The organism is Bacillus sp. iso_77 (genome assembly GCF_056173625.1).
On sequence record NZ_CM149683.1, the window covers coordinates 71,591 to 84,188 of the forward strand.

The 12,598-nt window shown below is 41.6% G+C and carries 10 protein-coding genes, 2 tRNA genes and 1 pseudogene; all 13 read left to right on the forward strand.

What is annotated here, in order from left to right; all coding sequences use genetic code 11:
- Positions 1 to 2: 2 nt before the first annotated feature.
- The 13 genes and pseudogenes from AC0VYC_RS00380 to AC0VYC_RS00440 all read left to right on the forward strand — a co-directional run bounded on the left by AC0VYC_RS00380 (position 3) and on the right by AC0VYC_RS00440 (position 12,542).
- Positions 3 to 377, forward strand: coding sequence for an FtsB family cell division protein (locus AC0VYC_RS00380; RefSeq protein ID WP_007496186.1), 375 nt, complete (start codon positions 3 to 5; stop codon positions 375 to 377).
- An 82-nt stretch (positions 378 to 459) separates the two neighbouring features.
- Entirely contained in the window at positions 460 to 858 is a 399-nt protein-coding gene (locus AC0VYC_RS00385; protein ID WP_003217901.1) for a S1 domain-containing RNA-binding protein, read from the forward strand.
- A gap of 179 nt (positions 859 to 1,037) precedes the next feature.
- A tRNA-Met gene (locus AC0VYC_RS00390) sits at positions 1,038 to 1,111 on the forward strand.
- Between the two features lie 25 nt (positions 1,112 to 1,136).
- Positions 1,137 to 1,208: transfer RNA gene (locus AC0VYC_RS00395), tRNA-Glu, on the forward strand.
- A gap of 203 nt (positions 1,209 to 1,411) precedes the next feature.
- Positions 1,412 to 3,895, forward strand: a complete 2,484-nt coding sequence (gene spoIIE / locus AC0VYC_RS00400; RefSeq protein ID WP_025206603.1) for a stage II sporulation protein E — start codon at positions 1,412 to 1,414, stop codon at positions 3,893 to 3,895.
- A 76-nt stretch (positions 3,896 to 3,971) separates the two neighbouring features.
- Positions 3,972 to 4,706, forward strand: coding sequence for a vWA domain-containing protein (locus AC0VYC_RS00405; RefSeq protein ID WP_008341829.1), 735 nt, complete (start codon positions 3,972 to 3,974; stop codon positions 4,704 to 4,706).
- Positions 4,690 to 5,700, forward strand: coding sequence for a protein kinase domain-containing protein (locus tag AC0VYC_RS00410; RefSeq protein WP_135009440.1), 1,011 nt, complete (start codon positions 4,690 to 4,692; stop codon positions 5,698 to 5,700). Before AC0VYC_RS00405 ends, AC0VYC_RS00410 begins: the two co-directional genes overlap by 17 nt.
- 96 nt (positions 5,701 to 5,796) lie before the next feature.
- Positions 5,797 to 7,219 (forward strand): annotated as a pseudogene (tilS, locus tag AC0VYC_RS00415) (tRNA lysidine(34) synthetase TilS).
- The gene (gene hpt, locus AC0VYC_RS00420) at positions 7,216 to 7,755 is read left to right on the forward strand and encodes a hypoxanthine phosphoribosyltransferase (protein ID WP_007496175.1); all 540 of its coding nucleotides are present in this window, start codon (positions 7,216 to 7,218) and stop codon (positions 7,753 to 7,755) included. Before tilS ends, hpt begins: the two are co-directional and overlap by 4 nt.
- 95 nt (positions 7,756 to 7,850) lie before the next feature.
- Complete coding sequence (ftsH, locus tag AC0VYC_RS00425; RefSeq protein ID WP_024719367.1) at positions 7,851 to 9,755, forward strand: ATP-dependent zinc metalloprotease FtsH; 1,905 nt, start codon at positions 7,851 to 7,853, stop codon at positions 9,753 to 9,755.
- Positions 9,756 to 9,919: 164 nt separating this feature from the next.
- On the forward strand, positions 9,920 to 10,696 hold the full coding sequence (locus AC0VYC_RS00430; RefSeq protein ID WP_008341820.1) for a type III pantothenate kinase: 777 nt from the start codon (positions 9,920 to 9,922) through the stop codon (positions 10,694 to 10,696).
- Positions 10,697 to 10,711: 15 nt separating this feature from the next.
- Complete coding sequence (gene hslO / locus AC0VYC_RS00435) at positions 10,712 to 11,587, forward strand: Hsp33 family molecular chaperone HslO (RefSeq protein WP_007496169.1); 876 nt, start codon at positions 10,712 to 10,714, stop codon at positions 11,585 to 11,587.
- A 52-nt stretch (positions 11,588 to 11,639) separates the two neighbouring features.
- Entirely contained in the window at positions 11,640 to 12,542 is a 903-nt protein-coding gene (locus AC0VYC_RS00440; RefSeq protein ID WP_025206605.1) for a peptidyl-prolyl cis-trans isomerase, read from the forward strand.
- Positions 12,543 to 12,598: the final 56 nt, after the last annotated feature.

Consider the following 12,598-nt stretch of genomic DNA (forward strand, 5'->3'; position numbering starts at 1 on the left):
CCTTGAACGAGAGAAAAAGAAATATCGCACAAATTCAAAATGATTATCAAAAACAAATGGAACAGCAAGCGCAGCGCCTAAAACGCAAACGCCGGGGACTCCTTAGAAGGCTTACCGTGTTTGGAGTCATTGTGCTCATGTTTGCTGTTTTGGTAACAAGTGCCCTCTGGTCGCAATCGTCTGCATTGAAAGAAAAAGAAGAGAAGAAGGTTGCGCTTGAAAAAGAATTGAAGCAATTACAAACAAAGCAGGAAGATATTTCTGATGAAATCAAAAAGCTGAAAAGCAAAGAATACGTACTCGAACTGGCACGACGGGACTATTATATGTCTAAAAAAGGCGAAAAAATCTTTGATGTGGGCAATAAGAGCGATTAGCCTTGTTGACACTTAAAATTCAGTTTATGTATAATTGAACAAATGAGATTTTTTTATAAGTCTAAGGAGGAGCACTTTTTTTATGTCGATTGAAGTTGGCAGCAAGTTACAAGGGAAAGTTACGGGCATTACAAATTTTGGAGCTTTTGTGGAGTTGCCAGGCGGTTCAACTGGTCTCGTTCATATCAGTGAGGTAGCCGATAACTATGTAAAAGATATTAATGAGCATTTAAAAGTCGGTGAACAAGTTGAAGTGAAAGTGATTAACGTTGAAAAAGACGGTAAAATCGGCTTGTCCATTAAAAAAGCAAAAGATCGTCCTCAACAACAACAATCAAGACCGAGCAGAAATGATTTCCGTCCGAAGGAATCGTTTGAGCAAAAAATGAACAAATTCTTAAAAGATAGTGAAGACCGCTTAACATCTTTAAAACGTAACACGGAATCAAAACGTGGGGGACGCGGAGCAAGAAGAGGTTAACTTGTTGCTGCTTTCTATATATCTTTCACAACAAAGCACCTGCTGTTTAGCGGGTGCTTTTTTTCAATACAAATTCAACGTTTTTTGTGATTTCGCCATTTAATTTAAAACTTTCTATTGACGGACAAGCGAATCCTTTGTATTATAGTTCTTGTGCTTCTTAGCGCATTTTACATTATGGCGGTGTAGCTCAGCTGGCTAGAGCGTACGGTTCATACCCGTGAGGTCGGGGGTTCGATCCCCTCCGCCGCTATCCTTTTAAAAAGAACAATAAGCAAGGCCCGTTGGTCAAGCGGTTAAGACACCGCCCTTTCACGGCGGTAACACGGGTTCGAATCCCGTACGGGTCATCTTCCAAACAGCTTTCTATAGGAAAGCTGTTTTTTTGTGCTTTCGTAAAATTCTGATGAAAGACATCGACTTTCAAGAAAGTATGCCTTTTTGGCAAATAAAGCGTCGAACGTTTTATGGAAACGACAACTTCTTTTGACAAAATTTCTTTTTCACCTTCGCTATAATGACAAGCAACGAATATCAGGTGGGGGATGAAAAGATGGAAAAACTAGAAAGAAGAACTGATTTAACGGGAGCCGGGTTTGAAAGAATCAGTGCAGGGTTAAAAAAGATGAAAAACCTGTTTCTTCATCATACGCATTCTCTTTTTTTCTATAAAGGGTTTATTTATGTTGTTCTGGGCTTTTTATTGGGACGAGCCTTTATCTTATCTGAAATTATGCCGTTTGCATTGCCTTTCTTTGGGTCCATGCTGCTCATTAAAAGGGATAAAGCAATGCTTGCTTGTCTTGCTTTACTCGCTGGAGCGATGACGATATCACCTCAAAATGCATTATTCGTGTTTGCGTCATTGATCGTGTTCCTTCTCATGTCAAAGGTCGTTTCATTCATCATCAAAGACCCAGTGAAAACATTACCGGTTGTGATTGTGCTCTCAATGCTGATGACCAGGGGAACTTTTGTTTACCTCGAGCAGGGTGCGGTTCAAAGCTATGACTATGTGATGGCGGGGGTTGAAGCTGGACTTGCCTTCATTTTGACACTGATTTTTCTTCAAAGTTTGCCGATTTTTACAGTCAGGAAAATCAAACACTCTTTAAAGGTTGAAGAAATTATTTGCTTTATGATATTAATCGCTTCAGTTTTAACAGGTCTGGCTGGGATCACATTTCAAGGAATGCAGGCAGAGCATATTTTGTCACGATATGTAGTGCTGAGCTTTGCCTTTATTGGAGGAGCGAGTATTGGTTGTACAGTGGGTGTTGTAACTGGATTAATTCTTGGTCTCGCCAACATCGGCAACCTTTATCAGATGAGTCTGCTTGCCTTTTCGGGCTTATTAGGCGGATTACTAAAAGAGGGGAAAAAAGCAGGAGCAGCCATCGGCTTGATTGTGGGTTCTTTACTAATCTCCCTCTACGGTGAAGGGTCAGCAGGGCTAATGACAACGCTATATGAATCACTCATCGCAGTTGCACTGTTTTTGCTCACGCCACAGTCAGTAACGTCCAAGGTGGCAAAATATATTCCTGGTACGGTAGAGCATGTACAGGAACAGCAGCAATATGCCAGAAAAGTAAGAGACGTGACAGCAAAAAAGGTAGATCAATTCTCTAATGTATTTCATGCGCTGTCTGAGAGTTTTGCGACATTTTACGAATCCATTCCTGAGGAGAAGAAGCAGGAAGAGGATGTAGATCTTTTTTTAAGTACGATCACAGAACGTTCCTGTCAAACGTGCTATAAGAAAAATAAATGCTGGGTGCAGAACTTTGATACAACCTATGAACTCATGAAACAAGTTATGCATGAATCTGATGAAAAAACGTACGAGCATAACCGGAAGTTGAAAAAGAAATTCAGTCAGCACTGCTCAAAATCAAAGCATGTAGAAGAATTGATTGAAGAGGAGATAGCTTACTATAAAGCAAATCAGACCTTAAAGAAAAAGGTCCAAGACAGCAGGCGCCTTGTCGCCGAACAACTGATGGGTGTTTCGCAAGTCATGGAGGATTTTTCCCGGGAAATAAAACGTGAAAGAGAGCAGCATTTTATTCAGGAAGAGCAGATGATAGAAGCACTTCAGAACTTTGGAATTGAAATTCAGCAAGTTGAAATTTATAGCTTAGAACAGGGAAATGTTGATATAGAGATGAGAATTCCCTATTGCCAAGGTCATGGGGAATGCGAAAAAATCATCGCTCCAATGCTCTCGGATATTTTAGAAGAACAAGTTTTAGTCAAAGCAGAGCAGTGTGCGGAGCATCCAACAGGTTATTGTCATGTTGTATTCGGTTCTGCAAAATCGTATCGAGTGTCTACAGGTGTAGCACATGCAGCGAAAGGCGGAGGATTAGTATCTGGAGACAGCTACAGCATGATGGAGCTGGGTGCAGGTAAATATGCCGCAGCTATTAGTGATGGGATGGGAAATGGAGCAAGAGCCCATTTTGAAAGCAATGAAACGATCAAGCTGTTAGAAAAAATCTTGGCGTCTGGTATTGATGAAAAAGTAGCGATTAAAACGATTAATAGCATTTTATCTTTACGGACAACAGATGAAGTCTATTCCACATTAGACTTATCCATCATTGATTTACAGGATGCGAGCTGTAAGTTCCTCAAGATTGGCTCCACCCCAAGTTTTATTAAACGTGGTGATCAAGTGATGAAGGTACAGGCCAGCAACTTGCCTATTGGCATTATTGATGAATTTGAAGTAGAAGTGGTGAGTGAACAGATGAAGGCAGGAGATCTCCTTATCATGATGAGCGACGGTATCTTTGAAGGACCAAAGCATATCGAAAATCATGATTTGTGGGTCAAACGAAAAATGAAGAGCTTTAAAACAGAAGATCCGCAAGAGATTGCTGATTTATTAATGGAGGAGGTCATTCGCACAAGAGCAGGTCAAATCGATGACGATATGACGGTTGTCGTCATTAGGCTCGACCACAATACACCAAAATGGGCATCCATTCCGACAGGTACATTCTATCTCCAGAAACAAGAGATTTCTTGAAATATCGTATAATATGAATTTCTTCTGGCGATGATGGGGATATAAGCATTCAGTTACAATCCCAGGAGGAATGAAGATGCGAAAAGGTCACGTAAACCAAATCTTACTGATTACAGATGGCTGCTCAAATCATGGGGAAGACCCACTTGCGATTGCCGCATTGGCAAAGGAGCAAGGGATCACAGTCAATGTCATTGGCATTATGGAAGAGAACAGACACGATCATGAAGCGATGAAAGAAGTAGAGGGGATTGCTCTAGCAGGCGGAGGCATTCATCAGGTTGTCTACGTTCAGCAATTGTCTCAAACCGTACAAATGGTTACAAAAAAGGCGATGACGCAAACGTTACAAGGTGTTGTGAATAAAGAATTGCAGCAAATTCTTGGCAAAGATACTGAAATTGAAGAACTTCCCCCAGATAAGCGTGGAGAAGTGATGGAGGTTGTGGACGAGCTCGGTGAGACTGTTCATCTTCAAGTGCTTGTGCTTGTGGATACGAGTGCAAGTATGAAACCGAAGTTGCCAACGGTCAAAGAAGCACTCATCGATCTCTCTATTAGTCTAAATTCGAGAATTGGTGAAAATCAGTTTGGGATGTGTGTATTTCCCGGGAAAAACTCAGATGCAGAAATTGTGTTGAACTGGACGCCACGGTTCGATTCGTTATCATCGATTTTCCCGAAGCTGACAACAGGAGGAATTACACCGACAGGACCAGCAATTCGAGAAGCACTCCAGCATTTCAAATCAGTTCGTTCACGAAAAGGGCTGCTTGAAGCGAAGGAAGAACATGATGAATTCGGCTTCTAACATCCCATTAGGTACAATGATAAAAGGAAAATGGCATCACCAACATTACCGCATTGTAAAAGAGCTGGGAAAAGGGGCGAACGGTGTGGTCTATCTGGCCGAATCGCCAAAGGGACAAGTGGCCCTTAAAGTGAGTGATGACAGTATGCTCATTGCATCTGAAGTCAATGTATTAAAATCCTTTTCAAAGGCTCCTGTGAAAACCATGGGGCCTTCTTTTTATGATATGGATGATGCTCTTTATCCTGGAATGTCAGAGAAACGGTCGTTTTATGTCATGGAGTATGTCAGAGGGCCATTGCTGCTTGAATTTGTGAAACAAAAAGGCGATGAATGGATCGTCGTTCTCATGATTCAACTGTTGTCTAACCTTGCTCACTTACATAAGGAAGGCTGGATCTTCGGTGACTTGAAGCCTGATAATCTCATCGTTTCAGGCCCCCCAGCTACGATTCGATGTATTGATGTTGGAGGAACAACGAAGGCGGGAAGGGCGATTAAGGAATACACCGAGTTTTTTGACCGCGGCTACTGGGGCTTCGGTACAAGAAAAGCAGAACCTTCTTATGATCTATTTGCCTTAAGTATGGTCATGGTGAACTGTGCCTATAAAAAAGAATTTAAAAAAGGGGCAGAACCAGAAAAGCAGCTTTATCGAGCGATTGAAGGACATCCTTTATTAAAGCGATATGAGAGGGTGTTAAAAGCGGCTCTCCAAGGCAAATATCAATCAGCGGCAGACATGAAAAGCGCGATGTTGAAAGAAGGACAATTGCTTGCTTCAAGAAAATCACGACAGAAGAAGCCATCACAGCCAAATAGGCAAAAGCCAGCTGTTCCCCAACATCAACAGGCCGCACCTTCACGATCAAGAGCTGCTGCTGCGAAAAGAACATCAGTACGCAAAAAATCAGGCGGTCTTTTTGAAACCATTCTCATCTTATGCAGTGTGCTCGCTCTTTACTGTGCCTATGTGGTTTTATTCCTATTATAGAGCTGTAAAAAAGCAGGCTTCTTCTTTGCTTGGAGCTAATGAAAGTGATAGGATATGTATATCTTTAAATTACCTGCTCTTTGTGAGGAGGAAGTTGTGAATAGAATTGAATCTTTTTTGAAAAAACATGATGTTTTCCTTGAAAATACGACAGTCATTGTCGGGGTTTCTGGCGGACCAGATTCTATGCTCTTGCTGCATGAACTAAACAAACGTCGAAAAGGTTCCTTTCAGCTGATTGCAGCCCATGTAGATCACATGTTCAGAGGAGAAGAATCCTTTGCTGATTTGGCATTTGTTGAAGCGTACTGTAAAGAGCATGAGATCCTTTTTGAATCGGCTCGTATACAGGTCACCCAATATGCAAAAGAAAACCGCTTAAACAAACAGGCAGCTGCAAGAGAGTGCAGATATGCTTTCTTTCGTCAATTGATGGAACAGTACAACGCTCAATTTATAGCGCTTGCACATCATGGAGACGATCAAGTAGAAACAATGGTGATGAGGCTGACAAGAGGGACTGTTGGAATAGGACTCGCAGGTATGCAAGCAAAGCGCCCTTTTCAAGAAGGGTGGCTGATTCGTCCGCTGATTGGATATTCTAAGGATGATGTACTCACTGCTTGCGAAAAAGAACAAGTTCCTTATGTCATTGATCAAAGCAATCACACCGATGACTACTTGAGAAACCGGATCAGAAGACACGTTCTTCCCGTGTTAAAAGAAGAGGCACCTCATGTGCATGAAAGCTTTCAGTTTGTAAGTGACATGCTGACTGAGGATGAGCAGTACTTGCAGGCATTAACAAAGGATCAAATGCATCAAGTCATTACGAATCAAACGCCTAAGCAAATTGAGATCAAAACGAAGCCTTTGCTTGACCTGCCTTTGCCTTTACAAAGAAGAGGCATTCAACTAATATTAAACTATCTTTATGAAAACACTCAATCAGCGTTTTCAAACCAGCATATTCTAGGGACTTTGGACTGGTTATCTCATACTGATCAACCGTCTGGATCATTAGATTTGCCAAAAGGTTTACAAGCTGTCAAATCTTATGATCACTGTATGTTTACCTTTGAACGATCGCTTGTCATAGATCAGTCATATACTCATCATTTAAAAGGTGAGCTTGGCGAGGAACTTTTTCTCCCGAATGGACAGTCTATCTTGGTATCAAATCATGTTCCGAAGGATGCACGGAACGGAAACCATTTTTTCTTGCTTCAAAAAGATCATGTTCGTCTTCCTTTGATCATTCGCTCACGAAAAAACGGTGATCGAATCAAACTTAAAGGGATGAATGGATCAAAAAAGGTGAAAGATATATTTATTGATAAAAAAGTGCCTCTTGCAGAAAGAGACAGCTGGCCGATCGTCACTGACTCGGATCATCAAATCATCTGGATCCCAGGTCTGAAAAAATCCGTTTTTGAAGAAATTGATATGACAAACAGCGATCTCATTGTATTACAATATAGACAGCACGAAAATTTGTAGGGGGCAAGCAAAAGCATGAAACAAGATATTGAAAAGATTTTGATCTCAGAAGAAGAGATCCAGCTAAAAGTGAAAGAACTGGGTGCAACATTAACCAGCGATTATGATGGTAAATTTCCCCTGGCTATTGGTGTTTTGAAAGGGGCTCTTCCATTCATGGCAGACCTGATCAAACACATTGATACATATTTAGAGCTTGATTTTATGGATGTATCTAGCTACGGAAAGTCTACCGTATCTTCTGGAGAAGTGAAGATCATCAAAGATCTAGATACTTCTGTTGAAGGAAGAGATATTCTAATTATGGAAGATATCATCGACAGTGGGTTAACTTTGAGTTATCTGGTAGAGCTTTTCCGATACCGTAAAGCAAACTCCATTAAAATTGTGACATTGCTTGATAAACCAAGCGGCCGCAAAGCAGACATCAAAGCAGATTATGTTGGGTTTGAAGTACCAGATGCATTTGTTGTTGGCTATGGATTGGATTTTGCCGAACGTTACCGAAACCTCCCGTATATTGGAGTGTTAAAACCATCTGTTTACGAAGGCTAATGAGCACACGTTTACATGAGGTTATTGGTTGTGTTGGAATGATTTTCTATGATACTATTGAACATAGTTGTGCTTACTGTGGGAGGAGGTAAGGAATGAATCGGGTTTTTCGTAATACGATTTTTTATATACTTATTTTATTACTTGTGATAGGGGTTGTCAGTTGGTTAGGATCCCCTAATCAAAAGCCTGAGAACATGTCTTACAGCAAATTTTCGCAAAATTTAAGTGCGGGAAAAGTGGAGAGTATCTCCATCCAGCCTGTAAGAGGGGTTTATGAAATTCGTGGTCAATTAGATGGCGCGAAGAAAGATGAATACTTCATTACCCATGTTCCAGATGGTCAAGGTGTTGACCAGATTTACAGTGCACTGAAGAATACAGATGTAAAAGTAGAACCAGCACCTGAAACAAATGGATGGCTGCAAGTTCTGACAACCATCATTCCATTCATCATCATCTTTATCCTGTTCTTCTTCTTATTGAACCAAGCTCAAGGCGGTGGAAGCCGTGTCATGAACTTTGGTAAGAGTAAGGCAAAGCTTTACACAGAAGAGAAGAAACGTGTGAAATTTAAAGATGTTGCCGGTGCGGATGAAGAAAAACAAGAGCTCGTAGAAGTGGTTGAATTCTTAAAAGATCCACGTAAATTTGCGGAGCTTGGCGCAAGAATCCCTAAAGGGGTTTTACTAGTAGGACCTCCAGGTACAGGTAAAACATTGCTTGCGAGAGCATCTGCAGGAGAAGCAGGCGTTCCTTTCTTCAGCATCAGTGGTTCTGACTTCGTCGAGATGTTCGTCGGTGTCGGTGCATCACGTGTACGTGATTTGTTTGAAAATGCGAAAAAGAATGCACCTTGCTTAATCTTTATTGATGAGATTGATGCAGTGGGTCGTCAGCGTGGAGCAGGTCTTGGCGGTGGTCATGATGAGCGTGAACAAACGCTTAACCAGCTTCTTGTTGAAATGGATGGTTTTAGTGCCAACGAAGGGATTATCATCATTGCTGCAACGAACCGTGCAGATATCCTAGATCCTGCATTGCTACGTCCGGGACGTTTTGACCGTCAAATTACGGTTGACCGCCCAGATGTCATTGGTCGTGAAGAAGTACTGAAGGTTCATGCGAAAAACAAACCGCTTGATGATACAGTCAACTTGAAAGCCATTGCAAGCAGAACACCAGGGTTCTCTGGGGCAGATCTTGAGAACTTACTAAACGAAGCAGCACTTGTTGCTGCCCGTCAAAACAAAAAGAAAATTGATATGCGTGATATCGACGAAGCAACTGACCGTGTCATTGCTGGACCGGCTAAGAAAAGCCGTGTCATTTCGAAGAAAGAACGTAATATCGTGGCGTACCATGAAGCAGGTCATACCGTCATTGGGCTTATCCTAGACGAAGCGGATATGGTGCATAAAGTAACGATCGTTCCTCGTGGTCAGGCAGGCGGATATGCGGTCATGCTTCCAAGAGAAGACCGTTATTTCCAAACGAAGCCAGAGCTTCTTGATAAAATCGTCGGCTTGCTCGGCGGCCGTGTTGCAGAGGAAATTACGTTTGGTGAAGTAAGTACAGGCGCACACAACGACTTCCAGCGTGCAACAGGCATTGCAAGAAGAATGGTCACAGAGTTCGGTATGTCTGATAAACTTGGTCCTCTACAATTCGGTCAAGCACAAGGAGGTCAAGTATTCCTTGGCCGTGATTTCAACAACGAGCCGAATTATAGTGAAGCGATCGCTTATGAAATTGACCAAGAAGTTCAGCGCTTCATCAAAGAAAGCTACGAACGTGCGAAACAAATTCTCACTGAGAATAAAGATAAGCTAGAAATCATCGCACAAGCTCTTCTAGAAGTGGAAACATTAGATGCTGAACAAATTAAATCTCTTTACGAAACTGGAAAGCTTCCAGAGCGTGTATACGCAGATGACGAAGAGAAAAACGATGATGTGAAAGTGAACATCAAGAAAAAAGAAGAAGACGAGGAGATCTAATCTCCTTCTATAAAAAGCTGTCGGGCTCACCGGCAGCTTTTTTTTATTTCGATTCATGAATGGATCGGTTTCGAATTGTTTACAAATGGAACTCAATTCGTGTATGGTATGATAGAAAGTCGAAAAATGCTCTTTTTGAGACACTATTCAAAGTGGTGATGAAGTTGTTACTCGTGATAGATGTAGGAAACACAAATACCGTTTTAGGTGTTTATCATAATGGCGATTTGAACTACCATTGGCGGATTGAAACAAGCCGTCATAAAACAGAAGATGAATTTGGTATGGCAATCCGATCCTTATTTGACTATGTAGGGCTGATGTTTGACCAGATAGAAGGGATTATCATTTCTTCTGTTGTCCCGCCAATGATGTTTGCTCTGGAAAGAATGTGCGAAAAGTATTTTCACATTACTCCTCAAATCGTTGGGCCTGGCATGAAGACTGGATTAAACATTATGTGTGACAATCCAAAGGAAGTCGGCGCTGATCGAATTGTGAACGCAGTGGCGGCCATTCACCTGTATGGGGCACCTCTCATTGTGGTAGACTTTGGAACAGCCACAACCTACTGCTATATCAATGAACAAAAACAATACATGGGTGGGGCGATTGCACCTGGTATTACCATCTCAACAGAGGCTTTATATACAAGAGCGGCTAAGCTGCCAAGAATTGAAATTGTCCGTCCAGATCACATTGTTGGAAAAAATACCATCAGTGCGATGCAATCCGGCATCCTTTATGGATATGTTGGGCAAGTCGAGGGCATAGTGAAACGGATGAAGCAGCAAGCCAAACAAACACCGAAAGTCATTGCAACAGGCGGTTTGTCTACATTGATTGGAAATGAATCAGACTGTATTGATATTGTCGATCCGTTCCTCACATTAAAAGGACTTCAATTAATTTATGAACGCAATCGTGTCGGTGTATTATAGGAGGGTTTAATCAAAATGGATTATTTAGTTAAAGCGTTAGCATATGACGGGAAAGTCCGTGCGTATGCTGCGAACACAACAGATACAATCAACGAAGCGCAGAGAAGACACCATACGTGGCCAACTGCTTCAGCTGCTATCGGCAGAACCATGACAGCGACTGTCATGATGGGAGCCATGCTGAAAGGCGAGAATAAATTAACTGTCAAAATTGAAGGCGGTGGGCCGATCGGAGCCATCATTGCAGATGGAAACGCAAAAGGTCAGGTGCGCGGATATGTCTCAAACCCACAAGTTCACTTTGATTTAAATGAACATGGGAAGCTGGACGTTAGACGTGCTGTTGGAACATCTGGAACGTTAAGTGTTGTCAAAGATATCGGACTGAAAGACCACTTTACAGGGCAAACGGAAATTGTCTCAGGTGAAATTGGAGATGACTTTACTTATTACCTGGTCTCCTCTGAACAAGTGCCATCCTCTGTAGGTGTGGGTGTTCTTGTCAATCCAGACAACTCGATCCTTGCAGCAGGCGGTTTCATCATTCAATTGCTGCCTGGAACAGAAGATGCAGTCATCGAAAGACTCGAAAAGAGATTATCAACCATTGAACCGATCTCTAAACTGATTGAAAAAGGGATGACTCCTGAAGAAATTTTAGAAGAAGTGCTCGGTGAAAAACCTCAAATCTTAGAAACTGTACCTGTCGAATTTTCTTGTAACTGCTCAAAAGAACGGTTTGCCAACGGTATTATCAGCCTAGGGAAAGCCGAAATTGAGGATATGATTGAACAAGACGGACAAGCAGAAGCTCAATGCCATTTTTGTAACGAAACGTATGTATTTACAAAAGAAGAGCTAGAAGAGCTACGTGAAGAAATAACCCGCTAAGCTCTAAGCAGCGGGTTTTCTTTTTAGAATGGAAAGGAGACGAAAGATGAGACTGAAAGCAAGAGTGGTATGGACATTTATCCTCGTTCTGCTCATGATTAATGCCGTTGTCATTGCATATGTATTAACAAAGTCACAAATGTCGCAGGCTTCTTCAAATGGGAAGAGCGGTGAAGAAATTGCTTCTATTGGGAAAGAGAAAGTCACACGTCAAGAATGGTTAAAGAAAATGGAAGACCGCTACGGAAAGGCAACACTTGAACAAATGATTAATCAGAAGGTAGTCAATCAGCTTGCGAAAGAAAACAAGCTGGAGGTATCTTCAAAGGAGATCAATCGTGAGCTGCTGATGCTGAAAGCGGTATCTAATAATTTCTACGAAGACGGTCATACAAGTGAAAAGGAATGGAAAGAGCAGATTCGTTATCAAATTTTATTAGAACAGCTTCTAACGAGAGATGCGGTCGTTTCTGAAAAAGAAGCCAAATCCTTTTATGAAAAAAACAAAGACTTGTATCAATATGATGACTCATACCGAATTCGCCACATTGTTGTGAAAACAAAAGACGAGGCACAAAGTGTATTAAAAGATTTAAAGGGCGGATCTAGTTTCGAAGCTGTAGCAGCTGAACGATCCACCGATCGATATACCTCTCCTTACGGCGGAGATCTTGGATTTGTCACAGAAGAGCAAGAAAGCATTCCAGCCCTATACATACAAGAAGCCCAAAAGCTTCAGCCGGATGAATGGACGAAAGAGCCGATCGAGATCAAAAACGGTTATGCCATCATACAATTAAAAGAAAAATTAAATGGCCGCTCCTTCTCTTATGAAGAAGTCAAAGATCAGATCAAAAGACAGATCGCCATGGAAGATCTGGGTGAAAAGGCGAATGTCAAAACCCTGTGGAAAGAAGCAAAAGTCACATGGTTTTACGATGGAGAGCAGGACTAAAAGCATTGACAAAATTTTTCGAAATTGATAATTTAATATTAATACAATAAAATTAC

Excerpts from the sequence above, each read along its gene's own strand:
- AC0VYC_RS00385 (WP_003217901.1), top strand. The coding sequence starts at position 460 with ATGTCGATTGAAGTTGGCAGCAAGTTACAAGGGAAAGTTACGGGCATT.
- spoIIE (WP_025206603.1), top strand. The coding sequence starts at position 1,412 with ATGGAAAAACTAGAAAGAAGAACTGATTTAACGGGAGCCGGGTTTGAA.
- AC0VYC_RS00405 (WP_008341829.1), top strand. The coding sequence starts at position 3,972 with ATGCGAAAAGGTCACGTAAACCAAATCTTACTGATTACAGATGGCTGC.
- AC0VYC_RS00410 (WP_135009440.1), top strand. The coding sequence starts at position 4,690 with ATGAATTCGGCTTCTAACATCCCATTAGGTACAATGATAAAAGGAAAA.
- hpt (WP_007496175.1), top strand. The coding sequence starts at position 7,216 with ATGAAACAAGATATTGAAAAGATTTTGATCTCAGAAGAAGAGATCCAG.
- ftsH (WP_024719367.1), top strand. The coding sequence starts at position 7,851 with ATGAATCGGGTTTTTCGTAATACGATTTTTTATATACTTATTTTATTA.
- hslO (WP_007496169.1), top strand. The coding sequence starts at position 10,712 with ATGGATTATTTAGTTAAAGCGTTAGCATATGACGGGAAAGTCCGTGCG.